This is a genomic window from Uruburuella suis, assembly GCF_022870845.1.
Classification (GTDB): Bacteria; Pseudomonadota; Gammaproteobacteria; order Burkholderiales; family Neisseriaceae; genus Neisseria; species Neisseria suis.
The window spans coordinates 1,585,023-1,604,116 of sequence record NZ_CP091507.1 but is presented as its reverse complement, the minus strand read 5'-3'; the positions used below and the strand labels follow the sequence as shown (position 1 = coordinate 1,604,116).

Here is a 19,094-nt window from a genome sequence, read left to right as displayed (position 1 = left end):
AAGAAAGAATATCATTATGAACCCGTTTGCATCTTTGGGCTTGGGCAGCGAAATCGTGTCTGCGCTCACCGAGCAGGGCTACGAAACGCCCACGCCGATTCAGGCCGCCGCCATTCCCAAGGCCTTGGCCGGCCACGATTTGCTTGCCGCCGCCCAAACCGGCACCGGCAAAACCGCCGCCTTTATGCTGCCCAGCCTCGAGCGCCTCAAGCGCTATGCCACGCCCAGCACCTCGCCCGCCATGCATCCGGTGCGCATGTTGGTGCTCACGCCCACGCGCGAATTGGCCGACCAAATCGATCAAAACGTGCAAGCCTATATCAAAAACCTGCCGCTGCGCCACGCCGTGCTGTTTGGCGGGGTGAACATGGATGCGCAAACCCGTGCCCTGCGCGCCGGCTGCGAAATCGTGGTGGCCACGGTCGGCCGCCTGCTCGATCATGTGAAGCAGAAAAACATCAACCTGAGCAAAGTGGAAATCGTGGTGCTCGATGAGGCCGACCGCATGCTCGACATGGGCTTTATCGACGACATCCGCAGCATCATGCAGATGCTGCCTAAGCAGCGCCAAACCCTGCTTTTTTCCGCCACATTCGCTCCGCCGATCCGCAAGCTCGCGCAAGACTTTATGAAAAACCCCGAGCAAGTGGAAGTGGCCGCGCAAAACACCGCCAATGCCAATGTGGAGCAGCATGTGATTGCGGTGGACACCGCCCGCAAACGCAGCCTGCTTGAGCGGTTGATTGTGGATTTGAACATGAATCAGGTGATCGTGTTTTGCAAAACCAAGCAAAGCGTGGACCAGGTCAACCGCGATTTGCAGCGGCGCAATATCGCTGCCCAAGCGATTCACGGCGACAAATCTCAGCAAACCCGCCTCGAAACCTTGGCGGCGTTTAAAGAAGGGCGGTTGCGCGTGCTGGTGGCCACCGATGTGGCCGCGCGCGGGCTCGATATTGCCGAATTACCGTTTGTGATCAACTATGAATTGCCCACCCAGCCCGAAGATTATGTGCACCGCATCGGCCGAACCGGCCGCGCCGGCGCCGACGGCGTGGCGATTTCGCTGATGGATGAAGCCGAGCAAAAAATGTTTGAATCCATCAAAGCACTCACCGGCAGCGAAATCGCCGTGGAGCGCATCGAAGGCTTCGAGCCGCGCTGGTGGCGCAATGGCGACGAGCCGGCCGCCGAAGTGGCTGTCACAACCGAAGCGCGTGCGCGCAGCAGCAGCCGCAATGAGCGCCCTGCGCGTGAGGCCGGCCGCAGCGAGCGCACCGATAAACGCAGCGAAAGCCGCACCGCCGAGCGCAACGATGCCGGCAGCGCTTGCGGCAAAATCGCCGGCCGCAGCCGCCGCAGCCGCCGCGAGCGCCCCAAATGCGCGCTTTTGCAAGCCGGCTACGGCGCACAATAAAGCGTATGCAAAATAAACACAGGCCGTCTGAAAGCTTTCAGACGGCCTGTGTGTTTTATGCAGCCCGTTGTGTCACTTTTTTATGCATTCCACTATATAAAATAAACACACATGCCGTCTGAAAGCTTTCAGACGGCCTGTATGTTTTATGCAGGCTTGCGACAAGATTACGCCGCAAAAGCGTGGCGCGCACACCACGGGCAACAAGCGCAGGTATGATTGACTTTGTCAAAACAAAGCGTCATCGTGCGCATGGCACGCAAATGCCGTCTGAAAATTTTTTTCAGACGGCATTTGCGTTTTATACAGACAGCAGGTTTTCATGCATACGATTAGGCCGCAAAAGCGCGGCGCGCGTAGTGGCGGCGGCCTGCATTATCCGGCCCATTGCCAGCGGTTGCGCCAAGCGCCGATTACGGCGTTGGGGTATTTATTGCTGCCGAGGCTGCCGTTGAAACGCGCCAGCGCGCGGGTGAGATTGCCGCGTTCGACATTATTGTAGTGGCGCAAAATGGTGCAGCCGTAGCGCAGGTTGGTGCGGATATCAAACAGATTGTGCTCGGCGCGACCGATGTGGTTTTTCCAAAATGGCATCACCTGCATTAAGCCGCGCGCGCCCACGCCGCTGATGGCGTATTGGCGGAAAGCGCTTTCCACTTCGATCAGCCCCAACACCATTTGCGTGTCGAGCCCGGCGCGGGTGGATTCATATTGGATATGGGTGAGCAGGCGGCGGCGCTCGGCTTCATCGGGCACAAAACGCGCCAGCCGCGCCGACATATCGCGCAGCCAGCGCGCGCCGTCGGCCGGCTTGGCAAACACCAACCGCGCCGGGTTGGCATTGTTTACCGAATTGCGCATTACCGATGCCACATCGTCGGATAAGGTTTCTTCGCGTTGCGCACCGGCGCGCGCCAGCACGGGCGAGAGCAGCAAAGCGCCGCCGACCAGCAGTAGGCGGCGGCGCTCGATGAGGGGAGAGGTTTGAGAGAGGGCGTTGTTTTCCATGATGTGCAGATTTGTTTTTTATCATTTGATTAATAGCAGGCCGTCTGAAACCTTTCAGACGGCCTATGATTATAAAACATTATTTTTGCAGCATAAAGCCTGCACGATTAATCTGCGTAGCGCACACGCCAACCCACGCTCTCGCCGCCGCGCATCGGCACCAAGACTTCATCTTCGCCAAAAGGCACTTTCGGCGGCACCAATTGGGTTTCTTTCACCAGCGTAAGCGTGTGCGGGTTTTCGGGCAGGCCGTAAAAGTGGGCGCCGTTTTGCGCGGCAAAGGCTTCGAGCTTGTCGAGCGCGTCGGCCGCTTCAAACACTTCGGCATAAAGTTCAATCGCAGTGGCGGCGCTGAACATGCCCGCGCAACCGCAGGCGTTTTCTTTGGCCGATTGCGCGTGCGGCGCGCTGTCGGTGCCCAAAAAGAATTTATGTGCTTTTTCGCCGGTGATGGCGGCCACCAGCGCTTTGCGGTGGCTTTCGCGCTTGAGCACGGGCAGGCAATAATGATGCGGGCGCACGCCGCCCACCAGTAAATCGTTGCGGTTGAGCAGCAAATGTTGGGGCGTCACGCTGGCGGCCACATTCTCACCCGCTTCCATCACTAAGCGTGCGGCATCGGCGGTGGTGATGTGTTCAAACACCACTTTGAGCGCCGGCACTTTTTCCAGCACCGGCTTCATCACGCGCTCGATAAACACGGCTTCGCGGTCGAAAATATCGATTTCGGGGTCGGTTACTTCGCCGTGCACCAAAAACAAGATGCCTTCTTGTGCCATGGTTTGCAGCACCGGAATCAGCTTGAATAAATCGGTTACGCCCGAATCGGAATTGGTGGTGGCGCCGGCGGGATAAAGCTTGAAGGCCACAATGCCGGCAGCTTTGGCTTCGCGCACGGTGTCGGGCGTGGTGTTGTCGGTGAGGTAAAGCGTCATCAGCGGCTCAAACGTGCTGCCTTCGGGCAGCGCAGCCTCAATGCGCGCGCGATAGGCAAGCGCATCGGCCACGCTTGCCACCGGCGGCTTGAGGTTGGGCATAATCACTGCGCGCCCCATTTGGCGGGCAGTGAAAGGCAGCACGGCTTTGAGCGCCTCGCCGTCGCGCAGGTGCAAATGCATATCGTCGGGCTGGATAATGGTGAGGGTTTGCATGGCATTCCTTTGCCGGTTGGGTTTAATCGAGAATACAGCGTCAATTGCTGATGGCGCGGGTGATTTCACGCGGCACCACATACATATTCAAAGCCGCCTGCATCGGGGCTTCTGAGGCTGAAGAGGTAGTGGCGGTGAGCATCCATTCGTTTGCGCTGCCTTCGCTGTTCCACGCATAAGCCAGCTGGCTGAGCGAAAAAGGCGCATCGGTGTGCAAATCGCCGCGCGGCTCGGCGCGCAAACCGCCGCCGCCAGCTTCGGCCAGCCGCATAAATTCGCGGCGCACGATTGCTTCATCGGCCACACGAGCTTTCACGCTGCAATATTGTCCGCCGGCAGCCAGCAAAAAGCGGCCGCCGTTGGGGCTGTGGCCGCCCCAAGCCTTACGCACGCCCGGCTCGAAACCCCATTTTTGGATTTCATCTGCGCTGAGCGCCTGCATTTTGGCTTCTTGCGCCCAAGCCGTGATTTTGGTTTCATCCGCACCGTTGGCCACGCAGCCGTTGAAATAAAGCTGCACCGCCTGCTGCGCGTAGCTTTGGGCATTTTTCTGCGCCTGCTCTTCTTCGGCGCGGCAGGCGGCCAAGAGCGGCAACAAACCGAGCAATAATAAAATTCGCATGTTTCAGACGGCCTTATTTGTGTTGCACCACCAAGGTGAAGATTTCCCCAGCCTGTGTGGATTCGAGCAACACATGGCCGGTTTGGCGGCAAAAAGCGGCAAAATCATCGGGTGCGCCGGCATCGGTTGCCAGCACAGTAATCACTTCACCGGCCTGCATCTGCGCCAGCGCTTTTTTGGTTTTCAAAATCGGCAGCGGGCATTTAAGGCCGGTGAGGTCTAAGGTTTGTGTGTTCATGTTCAGATTCGGTAAAACTGGCTTAATGCTTATTATAACCTGTTTGCCGCCTGATTGCGCCGGGGCTTTTAAGCCCCTACAATAGCGGCTGATATTGAAATGGAGACGCCCATGCGCCGCTTATGCCTGCTGGCCCTGATTGTGGCCGGCACTTCGCTTGCCGCCACCCCGCGCAACGATAAAAACACCACCACCAACACCCGCTATGTGGAAAGCGCCGCCGAGCGGGCCTCAGGCGAATTCAAAGAAGCCGATGTGGCGCTGCCGCCCGTGCCCGATGCCGGCGGCGAGGGCTGGTTTGACCTTTATGTCGGCAACGGCTTCGACAAACAGCCGCGCATCCTGCTCGACAGCATTGCGCTGGCACCCGACGGCAGCGTGCGCTATGTGCTCAATATCCGCTCGGCCAAAGGCTATGATAATTTAAGCACCGAAGGCTTTTTGTGCTCAGACACTTCTTTGTCGCTCAACGAAGCCAAACGCTCCGCCTATAAAATTTTCGGCTATGCCGACACGGTAAACCGACGCTGGATCAGCGCGCGCAACAGCGAATGGAAGCCCATCGGCTCGATTTTGAATACCGCCGACCCGGTGCGCACAGTGCTCTATCGCGCCTTTTGTGTAGACGGTCGCCCCGACAGCAATGCCGCCTTGCAGCAGCGCGTGCGCGAGCGCAGCGGCCGCTATGCCAAGAGCTTGGGCAATCCGGGCAAATAGCGTTTGCTTAAAATCGATCAATAAACCCAAAAGGCCGTCTGAACATTCAGACGGCCTTTTGGGTAATCATTATTGTTAACAATTTTCTGCCAAACAGATACTTTGCGTGTATGATAGCCGCTTGCTGTTTAACTGATTCACCTCATCATGGATGCCCATCTTATTTTTCTGCTCACGCTTGGCTTTCTCGCCGGGCTGATGGATGCCGCCGTGGGCGGCGGCGGCCTGCTGCAAATTCCCGGCCTGTTTAACTTTCTGCCGCGCAATATGCCGGTGGCCACGGTGATGGGCATCAACAAATTCGCTTCGTTTTGCGGCACGCTCACCGCCACCGGCCAATTTGTGCGCCGCATCGCCGTGCCTTGGAAAATGCTGCTGCCCGCCGCCGCGCTGGCCTTTCTTGCCTCTTACAGCGGCGCACGGCTGGTGTCTTACATTCCCGTGCAATATATGAAGCCCGCCATGCTGGCGATTATGGCGGTGATGTTTGTTTACACTTTTTGCAAAAAAGACCTCGGCCAAGCCGTGCGCACCACCGCGCTCAGCCGCAAAGAAACCGCTTGGGGCTTGTTTTTCGGCGCGCTTATCGGCTTTTACGACGGCGTGTTCGGCCCGGGCACCGGCAGCCTGCTGGCCTTTATTTTCGTGCGCTTTTTCGCTTATGATTTCCTCACCGCCACCGCTTCGGCCAAAGTCATCAACCTCACCACCAACCTGGCCGCGCTGAGTTTTTTCGTGCCCAACGGCCATATTGTGTGGGCGTGGGCGCTGCCTTTGGCGCTGGCCAACCTCAGCGGCGGCTTGGTGGGCGCACATTTGGCCATGAGGGGCGGCAGCAAATTTCTGCGCTACGGTTTTATGGCGCTTTTGTGCATCATGATCGGCAAATTCGGCTGGGATTTATTGCATTAGGGTCTGCTCACAATCCATCACGCGGCAATCTTTGGGTCCAAAAACGCGCCTGCTGCGTTGAAAATGCTCGCAAGGTGTCCAACCTTGCTGCGCTTTTCGCCTTGCAAGCGCGCTTTTGCGCTCAAAATCTTACGCACGGATGAAATGTGAACAGACCCTAAGCCCTTGCAAATTCATGTTTTGCCTATATTGCTGAAGCATTAATCTTTCAGACGGCCTTTATTATGAACATCAGTGAAACTGCACGCCTCAGCGGCCTTTCCAGCAAAATGATACGCGATTACGAGCGGCTGGGCTTGATTCCGCCGGCAGGGCGCAGCGAAGCGGGCTACCGCCAATACAGCGCCCGCGACCTTGACACGCTGCACTTTATCAAACACGCGCGCGAGGTGGATTTTTCGCTCGCCCAAATTCAAACTCTGCTCGAATTGAAACACAACCCGCACCGCGCCAGCGCCGATGTGAAGCAATTGGTGGGCGAACACATCAGCGCCTTGCAGCATAAAATCAACCGTCTGCAAAGTATGGCCGACACGCTGCAGGGCTGGTACGACTGCTGCAAGGGCAACCAAGAGCCTGATTGCGCGATTATCGAGCAACTCTCTGAAAATAAAGGCACACCATGATGAAAAATATTGTATTCGGCGTTTTGCTGTTTGGCTGCATCTATGCCATTGTGTTGTTTGTAGGTAAGCGCCGCCAAGCCCGTAATGATGGTAGGCGTGATTAGCCGCGTTTTTGCGGTGCAATCGTAGGTATGAACGATGATATCGGCTTTAAGTTGATTGAAAGTTTTCAGGTTGTCTGAAGCTTTGCTGCTTGCTTGAATGGTTTGAATGCAAGTTTCATGCGTATGGTTAGGCTTTGTTTTGACAAAGCTGACCGTAGTTATAGTGGAATGCAAGAAAAGTGACGCAACGGGTAGATTGGGTTGAAAATCCAACAAGCCCGCAGGCCGTCTGAAACGTTGGGTTTAGCAACCCAACCTACACCGTTATAGAGCGTAGTTGTATCTTTTTTTCTTGCATTCCACTATATGCAGCAAAGGCCGTCTGAAAAGTCTTTCAGACGGCCTTTGGCGTTTTATTTCAAGCGTTTATTCTTCCGGCGTTTCACCGTCGGTGTCGTCGATTTTGCCTTCGGTGATGTCGATGTCCACGCCCACGGCGGCGCGGATTTGGGCGTCGATTTCGGTGGCGATGGCGGGGTTTTCTTTCAGCCACAGGCGCACGTTGTCTTTGCCTTGGCCGATTTTGGCGCCGTTGTAGCTATACCAGGCGCCGGATTTGTCGACGATATTGTGCTTCACGCCGATGTCGATCAATTCGCCTTCCCAGCTCACGCCCTCGCCGTAGAGAATGTCGAATTCGGCCTGGCGGAAGGGCGGGGCGACTTTGTTTTTAATCACTTTCACGCGGGTTTCGTTGCCGATTACATCGTCGCCTTTTTTAATCTGGCCGGTGCGGCGGATATCGAGGCGCACGGAGGCATAGAATTTGAGCGCGTTGCCGCCGGTGGTGGTTTCGGGGCTGCCGAACATTACACCGATTTTCATGCGGATTTGGTTGATAAACACCACCAGCGTGTTGGTTTTTTTGATGTGGCCGGTGAGCTTGCGCAAAGCCTGGCTCATCAGGCGGGCTTGCAGGCCGACGTGGCTGTCGCCCATTTCGCCTTCGATTTCGGCTTTCGGCACGAGCGCGGCCACGGAATCGACCACCACCATGTCTACGCCGCCGGAGCGCACCAGCATATCGCAGATTTCGAGCGCCTGCTCGCCGGTGTCGGGCTGAGACACCATTAAGTCTTCCACTTTCACGCCGAGCTTGCGTGCATAAATGGGGTCGAACGCGTTTTCGGCATCGATAAAGGCGCACACGCCGCCGTTTTTCTGGCATTGGGCGATGGTTTCGAGGCAGAGGGTGGTTTTGCCGGAAGATTCGGGGCCGAAGATTTCCACCACGCGCCCGCGCGGCAGGCCGCCGACGCCGAGGGCTAAATCGAGGCCGAGTGAACCTGTGGAGATAACTTCGAGGTTTTCGTCTTTATGGCTGCCGTCCATTTTCATGATGGAGCCTTTGCCGAATTGTTTTTCAATTTGGGCTAGGGCGGCGGCCAAGGCTTTGCTTTTTTCGTCTGACATAAGGGCTCTCGTGTGTAAACTAAGAATTATCTTAGCTATTGTCTCATAAAATAAGAAAAAGTATAGTTTTATTTTAATTTTGTTGTTTTTGGTGAGCCGAATTCACTTTGTAAGCGAAATAAGGGCTTTTAAAACAGGCTGATAATGCCCAGCACGGCCAGCGTTAAAATAATGGTGAGTGCGCAGCCCACTTTGGCAATCACGCCCATGATAAAGCCGATAAACGTGCCCACGCCCACTTTGCCGGCCGACCATAAATCTTTGCGCGCCCAAAATTCGCCGATGCCGGCGCCGAGCAAGGGGCCGAGCAACAGGCCGGGCAGCGAGAAAAAAGCGCCGGCGATGCCGCCGATTAAAGCGCCCCAAAGCGCGGTTTTGCTGGCACCGGTGAATTTGGCGCCGAGCATGCCGGCGATATAATCCATGGCGGTGCCCACGGCGGCCACCACGCCGAGAAACACCAGCGTGCCAGTGCCGATAATTTGATAATCGCCGGCATAGGCCAGCAGCCATGCGCCGGCAAACATCAGGCCGAGGCCGGGAATGGCGGGGTAAACGGTGCCGAGCAGGCCGATCAAGAGCGCCATCAGGCCGAGAATGATGAGAATGATGAGCATGTTTGTCCTTGTGTTTGCATATTAAAACAGAGGCCGTCTGAAAGGTTTCAGACGGCCTTTTACATGCGGGGAAAAGCGCTAAATTCAATGCCGGCGCGGATGTTTATATTTGTTTATTTGAAGATGCGTATGATTTTAGGTTTGTTGTGATGACAGGCCAATAGATTATATCTGCAAAGAAGTGCATACAAATGGCCGTCTGAAAGGTTTCAGACGGCTATTTGTATTTAAATGGGCGCAAACGCTCTGCTTTAGGGTTTAGGCTTTCGGCCTGCTGGCCAAAATATTGATCACTTTTTGCGGTGCAGCCGCTTCTATTTTAATGCTGTTTTCAGCGCTGTCATTAAGGCCGTCTGAAGCGGTGGCAAATTGCGGTGGCATGCTTTCGCGGTCAAACGCCAAATCGCCACCGTGCTTGAGCGCTTGGCCTTTTGCGAGTGATTTGAAGTCGAATAAATCGGGGTCGGCCAGGTGCGAGGGCACCACGTTTTGCAGCGCTGAAAACATGCTCTCGATGCGGCCGGGAAAGCGTTTGTCCCAATCGTTGAGCATTTCTTTAATCACCTGCCGTTGCAGATTGGGCTGCGAACCGCACAGGTTGCACGGGATAATCGGAAATTGTTTCAGCTCGGCATAGCGGGCCAAATCTTTTTCTTTCACATAGGCCAAGGGGCGGATAACGATGTGTTCGCCATTGTCGCTCACGAGCTTGGGCGGCATGGCTTTGAGCTTGCCGCCGTAAAACATATTTAAAAACAGCGTTTGCAAAATATCGTCGCGGTGGTGGCCGAGCGCGATTTTGCTGCAACCCAATTCTTTTGCCACGCGGTAAAGCACGCCGCGGCGCAGGCGGCTGCACAGCGAGCAGGTGGTTTTGCCCTCTTCAATCACCCGCTTCACCACGGAATAAGTGTCTTCTTCGATGATGTGGTAGGGCACGCCGATGCTTTGCAGATATTCGGGCAGAACATGCTCGGGAAAGCCCGGCTGCTTTTGGTCGAGGTTGACGGCCATCAGCTCGAAATCAATCGGCGCGCTGGCTTGAAGCTGGCGCAAAATATCCAAAAGCGCATAGCTGTCTTTGCCGCCCGAGAGACACACCATGATTTTGTCGCCGGCTTCAATCATGTTGAAATCATTAACAGCATCGCCCACGGCATGGCGCAGGCGCTTGTTTAATTTGTTGTTTTCCAGCTCGTGTTTCGGTTTTTTAGACATGGTTTTGTGCAGGGTGAAAATTCAAGCGGCAATTATACGCTATCGTGAAACAGGCGCAAAACGGCTGTTGTTTATCAGGCCGTCTGAAAAAAGTTTCAGACGGCCTGATACCAATCCAAAAAAATAACCTAACTTCGTTGTCTCGCCTTGCCGTACGTGTGTACTGTCTGCGGCTCGCCGCCTTGTTAGCTTACTTTTTTGAATGGGTATGATAAATGAAAAGAGATAATCAAATAATGAAATATCGCTTCGTATCATAAACGCTGTTCAAGCGGTTTATTAACATTACTGCGTGTAAGCGAAAGGCCGTCTGAAAACTTTCAGACGGCCTGATAAATGCTTATATAAAAAAGTATATTTTTTTGTTTGCGCTGGACTCAGCCGGCGATAAGGGCGCGCCAGCGCGCCACTTGCCGGCGCACTTGCTCGGGCGCGGTGCCGCCCAAGTGGTTGCGGGCATTAAGGCTGCCCTCGGGCGTGAGCACGTTGTAAACATCTTCGTTGATTAAATCGGAAAAGCTTTGCAGATCTTCGAGCGGCAGCTCGCTCAAATCTACGCCGGCGCGGTCGGCATGGCGCACGGCCAGCGCCACCACTTCGTGGCTGTCGCGAAAAGGCATGCCTTTTTTCACCAGATAATCGGCCAAATCGGTGGCGGTGGCAAAGCCCTGCATCACGGCCGCGCGCATGTTTTCGGGCTTCACGGTAACGCCGCGCATCATGTCGGCATAAATGCGCAAGGTGTCGATTAGCGTGTCTACCGTGTCAAACAGCGGCTCTTTGTCTTCCTGATTGTCTTTATTGTAGGCCAAGGGCTGCGATTTCATCAGCATCATCAGGCCGGTGAGGTGCCCGATCACGCGGCCGGATTTGCCGCGCACCAATTCGGGCACATCGGGGTTTTTCTTTTGCGGCATGATGCTGGAGCCGGTGCAGAAGCGGTCGGCAATGTCGATAAAGCCGAAGCGCGGGCTCATCCATAAAATCAGCTCTTCGGAAAGGCGGCTCAAATGAATCATCACCAGGCTGGCTGCGGCGGTGAATTCGATGGCAAAATCGCGATCCGACACGGCATCGAGCGAATTTTGGCAGATTTGCTCAAAGCCCAGCAATTGGGCGGTGGTTTCGCGGCGGATGGGATAAGTGGTGCCGGCCAGCGCGGCGGCGCCCAGCGGCATGCGGTTGACGCGGCGGCGGCAATCGGCCATGCGCTCGTGGTCGCGGCCGAGCATTTCCACATAAGCGAGCATGTGGTGGCCGAAGCTCACCGGCTGGGCCACTTGCAAGTGGGTGAAGCCGGGCATCACCACTTCGGCGTTTTGCTCGGCCAAATCGAGCAGGGCAGCCTGAAGGCTTTGCAGCAGCGCCTGAATTTCGGTGATTTCATCGCGCAGCCACAGGCGGATATCTGTGGCCACTTGATCGTTGCGGCTGCGGCCGGTGTGCAGGCGTTTGCCAGCATCGCCGATTTTATCGGTGAGGCGCCGCTCGATATTCATGTGCACGTCTTCCAAATCCAGCAACCAAGGCATTTTGCCGACTTCGATTTCTGCTATAATTTCGGCCATGCCTTGCTCGATGGCGGCCAAATCTTCTGCGCTCAACACACCGGCTTGCTGCAGCATTTGCGCATGCGCCAGCGAGCCTTGTATGTCCCATTTGGCCAAACGTTTGTCGAAATCAATCGAGCCGGTGTATTTTTTCACCAGCTCGGCAACAGGCTCGTTGAAGCGGCCCGACCATGTTTTATTATCCGTCATGCTTAATTATCCACTGCGTTGTTGGTTTTTAGAAGTTAAGGTTTGTTGCTTATGCCCATTATACGTCAAATAAGGTCTTTGTTTGCGGTTCCGGATATGCGTAATTTCGGCTCGATTCAAAGATTGATGCTGTTTGCTTTTGCCTGCGTGTTGCTTTTCCCCTTGCTGGTTGCATCGTTAGCCGATTATGGCAAGGTGGTTTATGTGACGGCGGCTTGGGCGGGGCCGACTTTGCTTTTGCTGGTGGTGGCAGGCTATCTTTCCGGCGATTTTTTGGCGGGCAGCCGCTTTGCCGTGCCGATTGCCTATGGGGCGGGCGTGGGCTTTTTCGTGCTGGTAGATCATTTGCTGCTGGGCGAGCTGCTTTATTTTTGGCAGCATTTTTGGCAATTCAACAGCTTTTTGCTGATGTTTATGTATAGCGAAGGGGTGCGCCGGCGCACGCTCACGCCGGCGCTCTCTGAGGCGCGCCTCACAGCACTCACCGCCCGCATCCGCCCGCATTTTTTGTTTAACAGCCTCAATGCCGCCATCAGCCTGATCCGCCTGCGCCCTTATGATGCGGAAACCTTGCTGGAAAACTTAGCCAATCTTTTTCGGGCGCAGCTCAAAGATGGCAGCCAAAACAGCACTTTGAGGCAGGAAATCGAATGGGCGCAGGAATATGTGGCCATCGAGCAAATCCGCATGGGCCCCACACGGGTGCAGGTGATGTGGCAGCACGATGCGCCTGATGATGCGGAAACGCCGCACCTGCTGCTTCAGCCTTTGCTTGAAAATGCAGTGTTTCACGGCATTGAATCCACTCACCGTCCGGGCATGATTTCGGTGAAAACCACCCGCCAAAATCATTGGATTTATATCCGCATCGAAAACCCTTATGTGCCCTCAGAGAGCGAAGACAACGTGAAGCCGCACAAAGGCAATTCGATGGCTTTGCGCAATCTGCAAGAGCGGCTCACGCTGATGTATGACAACGATGCGCAAATCAAAAGCCGCCAGCTCGATGGGGTTTTCCGGGTGGATATCCGCCTGCCTTACCGCAAAGAATCATCTGATATCAACCGCTTGTTTGGTTAGGGTCTGTTCACAATTCATCACGGCAATGTTGGTTCAAAATCCGGCTTGCGGATGAAATGTGAATAATGGGCCTAAAAAGGTGTAAATACCTGAGGCCGTCTGAAAAAAATGCAAGCCGTATATCTTGGCAACGCGCCGCCAACCAGCCCCTGTTTTGTGCTAAAATCGACACACATTTATCTGCTGAAATCGAAATATCCATTATGACCGACGCCACCGTACGCAACGACCACCACTTCGCCAAAGAAACCATTCCCATCAGCCTTGAAGACGAAATGCGCCGCAGCTATCTCGATTACGCCATGAGCGTGATTGTAGGCCGTGCGCTGCCTGATGTGCGCGATGGTTTGAAGCCCGTGCACCGCCGCGTGCTCTACGCGATGCACGAGCTGAAAAACAACTGGAACAGCGCCTATAAAAAATCCGCCCGTATCGTGGGCGACGTGATCGGTAAATACCACCCCCACGGCGACATCGCCGTGTATGACACCATTGTGCGCATGGCGCAGGATTTTTCATTGCGCTATGTGTTGATCGACGGGCAGGGCAACTTCGGCTCGGTAGACGGCGATGGCGCAGCGGCCATGCGTTATACCGAAATCCGCATGGCGAAAATCGCCCACGAAATGCTGGCTGACATTGAAGAAGAAACCGTAAATTTCGGCCCCAACTATGATGGCAGCGAGCACGAGCCGCTGGTGTTGCCCACCCGCTTTCCCGCTTTGCTGGTAAACGGTTCATCCGGCATTGCCGTGGGCATGGCCACCAATATTCCGCCGCATAATCTGAGCGAAACCATCAATGCCTGCGTGGCGTTGCTGCACAACGGCGAAATGAGCATCGAAGAATTGATTCAACTGATGCCGGCGCCCGATTTTCCCACCGGCGCCACCATTTACGGCTTGAGCGGCGTGCGCGAAGGCTATAAAACCGGCCGCGGCCGCGTGGTGATGCGCGGCAAAACCCATATCGAGCCCATCGGCAAACACGGCGAGCGCGAAGCCATTATCATTGATGAAATTCCCTATCAGGTAAACAAAGCCCGATTGGTGGAAAAAATCGGCGAATTGGTGCGCGAGAAAACGCTGGAAGGCGTGTCCGATTTGCGCGACGAATCGGATAAATCGGGTATGCGCGTGGTGATCGAGCTCAAGCGCAACGAAAATGCCGAAGTGGTGTTAAACCAGCTCTATAAGCTCACCCAGCTGCAAGACAGCTTTGGCATCAATATGGTGGCCTTGGTCGACGGCCAGCCGCGCCTGCTCAACCTCAAGCAGATTTTGAGCGAATTTTTGCGCCACCGCCGCGAAGTGGTAACGCGCCGCACCTTATTCCGTCTGAAAAAAGCCCGTCACGAAGGCCATATCGCCGAGGGCAAAGCCGTGGCTTTGTCGAATATCGACGAAATGATCGAGCTGATTAAAACTTCCGCCGATGCGCCCGAAGCCAAAGTGCGCCTGCTGGCACGCGCTTGGCGCTCATCGCTGGTGGAAGAGATGCTCGGCCGCACCGATCTCGATTTGAGCATGGCGCGCCCAGAAGGCCTGCCTGCCAATCTGGGCTTGCAGGACGAAGGTTATTATTTGAGCGAGCTGCAAGCCGATGCCATTTTGCGCATGAGCCTGCGTAACCTTACCGGCCTCGATCAAGACAGCATTATCGGCGATTATAAAAACATTATGGCGCAGATTATTGATTTTCTGGATATTTTGGCCAAGCCCGAGCGCATCACCCAAATCATCAATGATGAGCTGGAAGAAATCAAAGCCCAATTCGGCGATGAGCGCCGCAGTGAAATCAACCCGTTTGGCGGCGATATTGCCGATGAAGACCTGATTCCGCCGCGCGAAATGGTGGTAACGCTCACCCACGGCGGCTACATCAAAACCCAGCCCACCACCGATTATCAGGCGCAGCGCCGCGGCGGGCGCGGCAAACAGGCCGCAGCCACCAAAGACGAAGACTTTATCGAAACCCTGTTTGTGGCCAACACCCACGATTATCTAATGTGTTTCACCAACTTGGGCAAATGCCATTGGATTAAAGTTTACAAGCTGCCCGAAGGCGGCCGCAACAGCCGCGGGCGCCCGATCAATAATGTGATTCAGCTTGATGAAGGCGAAAAAGTAAGCGCCATTTTGGCGGTGCGCGATTTCCCCGAAGATGAATATGTGTTTTTCGCCACCGCACAAGGCATGGTGAAAAAAGTGCAGCTGTGCGCCTTTAAAAACGTGCGCACCCAAGGTATTAAAGCGATTGCGCTCAAAGAAGGCGATTCGCTGGTGGGCGTGGCGAAAACCGGCGGCTGCCACGATATCATGCTGTTTTCCAATTTGGGCAAAGCCATCCGCTTTAACGAATATTGGGAAGGCAGCAGCGAAGCCGAAGAAAGCGAAGACGATCAAGAAATCGATGCAGATAGCGGCGAAGAGGGCGATGCCGCCGAGAGCAGTGCGCCCAAAGCCAACAAAGGCGTGCGCCCCTCCGGCCGCGGTAGCGGCGGCTTGCGCGGCATGCGCCTGCCTGATGACGGCCGCATTGTGAGCCTGATTACTTTTGCACCCGAATGTGAAGCGCAAGAAGGGCTGCAAGTGCTCACCGCCACGGAAAACGGCTACGGCAAACGCACCCCGATTGGCGACTACAGCCGCAAAGGCAAAGGCGGGCAGGGCAATATCGCCATCAACACCGGCGAGCGCAACGGCGATTTGGTGGCGGCAACCCTGGTGGCTGAAAGCGATGATTTGATGTTGATCACCAGCGGCGGCGTGCTCATCCGCACCAAGGTCGAGCAAATCCGCGAAACCGGCCGCGCCGCAGCGGGCGTGCGCCTGATTAATCTGGACGAAGGCGAAACCTTGGTAAGCCTGGAGCGCGTGGCCGAGCCGGAAGAAACAATACCGGAATCAGAAGAAGAGACTGAAATTTCCACTCAAATCGAGGCCTTGATGCCGGAAAATGAAGATGAATTATGAGATTTGAGTATTTAATTTAAAGGGTCGTGTAAACTATTTGCTGATTTCCGCACTCTAAACTCACTTGAACAAATGAAGTAAAGAGAGAGTGTCTGTGAAAAAGAAGATTTACTTGAGGTTGTTGAGAATGATCGGTTCTATGCTTCCCCCTTCTTACGAAAAGCCGTTTGGCCCGGTGGCGAAAAAAGTCCGCTATTTTTTCGCCTGCCGGATTTCCGATAATATCGCGAAAAATGTGAATATCGAAAAAGGCGCTTATGTGCTGGCAGATACGGTGGTTGGTGAAAATTCGAGCATAGGTGTGAACAGCGAGATTTGCAAAGGTCTTACGCTTGGCAAAAATGTGTTTATGGGCCCCGAATGCTTGTTTTATTCCTATCAACATAAATTCGACCCAGTAACCAAGCAATACGATGGCTACACCGATGTTCGGCCGATTGTTATCGAAGATAATGTTTGGTTGGGTCGCCGCGCTATCATCATGGGCGGTGTAACCATTGGCGAAGGCTCTACCATCGGTGCTGCTTCAGTGGTAACGAAAGATGTGCCGCCTTACAGCGTGGCGGCGGGTAATCCGGCGGTAATCAGGAAAAACCTGCTGGATTGAACGTTGTGAACGAGCGCAGTTGGGTTGCCAAGCCCTGCAGTTAAAACAGGCCGTCTGAAATGTCAGTATTTCAGACGGCCTTTTTGTTTTATGCAGCGGTGGATGTTCATGCCTACGATTACGCCGCGCAAAACCCGGTGTGCGCACCTACGCTGCTTTTAAAAAAATGGCATAAGGGGCTAAAAATCGCTGAAAGGCGGGCAATTGGTATTGTGTTTGCTTTGCGGCAATCCGCAGCTGTCTGATACCAATCCAAAAAAACCTAACTTCGTTGTCTCGCCTTGCCGTACTATAGTGTGGAATGCAAGAAAAAGTGACACAACGGGTAGGTTGGGTTGATAAACCCAACATTTCAGACGGCCTGTGTGCTTGTTGGGTTTATCAACCTAACCTACCCGTTGTGTCACTTTTTTTATGCATTCCACTATATTATGTTTGTACGGCATGCGAGGCCGTCTGAAAGCCTTGGCCGCTGCTTATTCCGGTGAAAAATGCCACACCTTGCAAACGGTGTGCTGAGGCTGCGCCAGAGTGCCGAAATATTGCCAGCGCATCTGCGGGCTTGCCCAATCCGGCCACACGCAGGCCAGCGCCCAGCCGCCGCACAAGCCGGCAAAGCCTTGCCAGCCGCTTTGGCCGCCGATGTGCAATTTTGCGTGCCCGCCTTGCCGGCACACACCCGCATGCGGCAAGTCTGCCGGAAAATCCAGCCCGGCGGCCTTAATTAAGGCTTCTTTGGTGCACCACAAGCGGTAATAATCTGCCGCACGCCAGCCGCGCGCCGCCAGCCATTGCCGCTCTTCGGCGCTGCACGATAAATCCGCCAGCGCCGAAAAATCGCGCGGCCGCAGCCATTCGATGTCCACGCCCAGCGGCAGCGGATAAGCCCCGGCCGCCAAAAGCGCTGCACCGTGGCTGTGCGAGAGCGACAGCACGGGCGCTTTTGTTTGTTGTTTTAAAAAGCGGCTCACCTGCCAATCGGTGCGCATCGCCAGCGCCGGTGCGGCACTCACGCGGGCGCGGTCGGCTTGGTCAAGCAGGGCGGCTTGATAATCCGGTGCACAAACGGCATCGGCTATAAGCAAATCAATATGCAAATCGGACATAAGCGGCAAAAGCGGGCAGAAAAAAACGATTATAGAAGTAAGTGGCCGGCTCGTGTAAAATGCCGCATCTTGTTATCAATGTTGTGAAACGCGCCATTATGAAGCCGTCTATTCTGGAAAAATTGCAGCAACTGGCCGAGCGCCTTGAAGAAGTGACCCATTTGCTCGGCTCGCCCGAGGCCACCGCCGATATGGATAATTATCGCAAGCTCACGCGCGAGCATGCGGAAATCACGCCGGTGGTGGAAGCTTTTCAGCGCTACCGGCAGGCGCAAAGCGATTTGGCCGAGGCGCAGGAAATGCTGGCAGATCCGGAAATGAAAGACTTTGCCGCTGAAGAAATCGAAGCGGCGCAGGCGAAAATCGAAGCGCTGGGCAACGAATTGCAAACCTTGCTTCTGCCTAAAGATGCCGATGACGATAAAAACATCTTTATCGAAGTGCGCGCCGGCACCGGCGGCGACGAAGCGGCCTTGTTTGCCGGTGATTTGCTGCGCATGTATGGCCGCTTTGCCGAGCGCAACCGTTGGCAGATGGAAATCGTGTCGGCCAACGAAAGCGATTTGGGCGGCTATAAAGAAGTGATTGCCCGCATTATCGGGCTGGGCGCCTACAGCAAGCTCAAATTCGAATCGGGCGGCCACCGCGTGCAGCGCGTGCCGGCCACCGAAAGCCAGGGCCGCATCCACACTTCGGCCTGCACCGTGGCGGTGATGCCCGAAGCCGATGAATTGGAAGAAATCGAGCTGAACCCTGCCGATTTGCGCATCGACACGTTTCGCGCCAGCGGCGCCGGCGGGCAGCATATCAACAAAACCGATTCTGCCGTGCGCATCACCCACTTGCCCAGCGGCATGGTGGTGGAATGCCAAGACGGCCGCTCGCAGCACGCCAACAAAGCGCAGGCCATGAAAGTGCTGGCCGCGCGCCTCAACGATATGCAAAAGCGCGAAGCGCAAGCCAAAGAAGCGGCCGAGCGCAAAAGCCTGATCGGCAGCGGCGACCGCAGCGAGCGCATCCGCACCTACAACTACCCGCAAGGCCGCGTGACCGACCACCGCATCAACCTCACTTTGCATAAACTTGATTTTGTTATGGACGGCGATTTGGACGAGCTCACCGGCGCGCTGAGCGCCGAGCATCAGGCGGAATTGCTGGCGCGCATGGCGGAATAAGCGTTTTTGAATAAAACATTTCCAAACCGAAAAACTGTTTCAGACGGCATTTGTGTGCTATGCGTATGATTATGCTTTGTTTGGGCAAAGCTAATCATACCTACGGCTTGCTACTTTTCATTTGCGCGCAATGCCCGGTCCAAAAATAAGCTTCCTGCGTTGGCTTGCTTTGAATGCGGAACACAGATGCCGTCTGAAAAAAGGTTTCAGACGGCATCTGTGTGTCATGTCTACGATTACGCTTTGTGTTGACAAAGCTGATCGTCGCTGCGGCTTGCTTAAATGTATCAAACCAAGCGATGCCGTCTGAAAAAAAATTGCAGACGGCATAGTGCTTCATGCCTACGA

General features: G+C 55.0%; 19 protein-coding genes. 9 read left to right on the top strand and 10 right to left on the bottom strand.

Features of this window, described 5'->3' with window-relative positions; translation table 11 throughout:
• Positions 1-16: 16 nt before the first annotated feature.
• On the top strand, positions 17-1,417 hold the full coding sequence (locus LVJ78_RS07235; protein WP_132953001.1) for a DEAD/DEAH box helicase: 1,401 nt from the start codon (positions 17-19) through the stop codon (positions 1,415-1,417).
• Between the two features lie 375 nt (positions 1,418-1,792).
• Here LVJ78_RS07235 and LVJ78_RS07230 read toward each other — a convergent pair whose 3' ends face one another.
• From LVJ78_RS07230 to LVJ78_RS07215, 4 genes are all read right to left on the bottom strand, one after another.
• Positions 1,793-2,425 carry a lytic transglycosylase domain-containing protein gene (locus LVJ78_RS07230; protein ID WP_132953003.1) on the bottom strand — a complete coding sequence of 211 codons (633 nt, stop codon included), beginning with the start codon at positions 2,423-2,425 and terminating at the stop codon, positions 1,793-1,795.
• Positions 2,426-2,532: 107 nt separating this feature from the next.
• Entirely contained in the window at positions 2,533-3,576 is a 1,044-nt protein-coding gene (gene pyrC / locus LVJ78_RS07225) for a dihydroorotase (RefSeq protein ID WP_132953005.1), read from the bottom strand.
• A gap of 40 nt (positions 3,577-3,616) precedes the next feature.
• Entirely contained in the window at positions 3,617-4,198 is a 582-nt protein-coding gene (locus LVJ78_RS07220; RefSeq protein ID WP_132953007.1) for an NMCC_0638 family (lipo)protein, read from the bottom strand.
• A gap of 13 nt (positions 4,199-4,211) precedes the next feature.
• Positions 4,212-4,436, bottom strand: a complete 225-nt coding sequence (locus tag LVJ78_RS07215; protein ID WP_132953009.1) for a sulfurtransferase TusA family protein — start codon at positions 4,434-4,436, stop codon at positions 4,212-4,214.
• A gap of 111 nt (positions 4,437-4,547) precedes the next feature.
• Between LVJ78_RS07215 and LVJ78_RS07210 the strand changes: the two genes are divergently transcribed.
• The 3 genes from LVJ78_RS07210 to cueR all read left to right on the top strand — a co-directional run bounded on the left by LVJ78_RS07210 (position 4,548) and on the right by cueR (position 6,691).
• Positions 4,548-5,153, top strand: coding sequence for a CNP1-like family protein (locus LVJ78_RS07210; RefSeq protein WP_132953011.1), 606 nt, complete (start codon positions 4,548-4,550; stop codon positions 5,151-5,153).
• A 147-nt stretch (positions 5,154-5,300) separates the two neighbouring features.
• On the top strand, positions 5,301-6,065 hold the full coding sequence (locus tag LVJ78_RS07205; RefSeq protein WP_132953013.1) for a sulfite exporter TauE/SafE family protein: 765 nt from the start codon (positions 5,301-5,303) through the stop codon (positions 6,063-6,065).
• Positions 6,066-6,289: 224 nt separating this feature from the next.
• Positions 6,290-6,691 (top strand): Cu(I)-responsive transcriptional regulator, encoded by a 402-nt coding sequence (gene cueR / locus LVJ78_RS07200; RefSeq protein WP_207894273.1) that lies wholly within the window; start codon positions 6,290-6,292, stop codon positions 6,689-6,691.
• A gap of 470 nt (positions 6,692-7,161) precedes the next feature.
• Here cueR and recA read toward each other — a convergent pair whose 3' ends face one another.
• The 4 genes from recA to argH all read right to left on the bottom strand — a co-directional run bounded on the left by recA (position 7,162) and on the right by argH (position 11,803).
• Positions 7,162-8,208 carry a recombinase RecA gene (gene recA / locus LVJ78_RS07195; protein ID WP_132953017.1) on the bottom strand — a complete coding sequence of 349 codons (1,047 nt, stop codon included), beginning with the start codon at positions 8,206-8,208 and terminating at the stop codon, positions 7,162-7,164.
• 128 nt (positions 8,209-8,336) lie between these two features.
• Positions 8,337-8,825, bottom strand: coding sequence for a DUF456 domain-containing protein (locus tag LVJ78_RS07190; protein WP_132953019.1), 489 nt, complete (start codon positions 8,823-8,825; stop codon positions 8,337-8,339).
• Positions 8,826-9,083: 258 nt separating this feature from the next.
• Positions 9,084-10,043: a tRNA 2-thiocytidine(32) synthetase TtcA gene (gene ttcA / locus LVJ78_RS07185; protein WP_132953021.1), complete on the bottom strand. Its 960-nt coding sequence runs from the start codon at positions 10,041-10,043 to the stop codon at positions 9,084-9,086.
• Positions 10,044-10,420: 377 nt separating this feature from the next.
• Positions 10,421-11,803, bottom strand: a complete 1,383-nt coding sequence (gene argH / locus LVJ78_RS07180; RefSeq protein WP_132953023.1) for an argininosuccinate lyase — start codon at positions 11,801-11,803, stop codon at positions 10,421-10,423.
• Between the two features lie 51 nt (positions 11,804-11,854).
• Here argH and LVJ78_RS07175 point away from each other — a divergent pair, with 51 nt between their 5' ends.
• From LVJ78_RS07175 to LVJ78_RS07160, 4 genes are all read left to right on the top strand, one after another.
• Positions 11,855-12,883: a sensor histidine kinase gene (locus LVJ78_RS07175; RefSeq protein WP_132953025.1), complete on the top strand. Its 1,029-nt coding sequence runs from the start codon at positions 11,855-11,857 to the stop codon at positions 12,881-12,883.
• Positions 12,884-13,086: 203 nt separating this feature from the next.
• Positions 13,087-15,858: a DNA gyrase subunit A gene (gene gyrA / locus LVJ78_RS07170; protein WP_243650327.1), complete on the top strand. Its 2,772-nt coding sequence runs from the start codon at positions 13,087-13,089 to the stop codon at positions 15,856-15,858.
• A 139-nt stretch (positions 15,859-15,997) separates the two neighbouring features.
• The gene (locus tag LVJ78_RS07165; RefSeq protein ID WP_132953027.1) at positions 15,998-16,465 is read left to right on the top strand and encodes an acyltransferase; all 468 of its coding nucleotides are present in this window, start codon (positions 15,998-16,000) and stop codon (positions 16,463-16,465) included.
• A 59-nt stretch (positions 16,466-16,524) separates the two neighbouring features.
• Positions 16,525-16,710: a hypothetical protein gene (locus LVJ78_RS07160; protein ID WP_132953029.1), complete on the top strand. Its 186-nt coding sequence runs from the start codon at positions 16,525-16,527 to the stop codon at positions 16,708-16,710.
• Between the two features lie 231 nt (positions 16,711-16,941).
• Here the strand turns inward: LVJ78_RS07160 and LVJ78_RS07155 are convergent, their stop codons facing one another.
• A complete protein-coding gene (locus LVJ78_RS07155; protein ID WP_132953031.1) occupies positions 16,942-17,571 on the bottom strand; it encodes a 4'-phosphopantetheinyl transferase family protein in 630 nt (209 codons plus the stop codon).
• Between the two features lie 98 nt (positions 17,572-17,669).
• Between LVJ78_RS07155 and prfA the strand changes: the two genes are divergently transcribed.
• A complete protein-coding gene (gene prfA, locus LVJ78_RS07150) occupies positions 17,670-18,746 on the top strand; it encodes a peptide chain release factor 1 (protein ID WP_132953033.1) in 1,077 nt (358 codons plus the stop codon).
• 100 nt (positions 18,747-18,846) lie between these two features.
• Here prfA and LVJ78_RS07145 read toward each other — a convergent pair whose 3' ends face one another.
• Positions 18,847-19,086, bottom strand: a complete 240-nt coding sequence (locus LVJ78_RS07145; RefSeq protein ID WP_244802562.1) for a hypothetical protein — start codon at positions 19,084-19,086, stop codon at positions 18,847-18,849.
• Positions 19,087-19,094 lie beyond the last annotated feature (8 nt).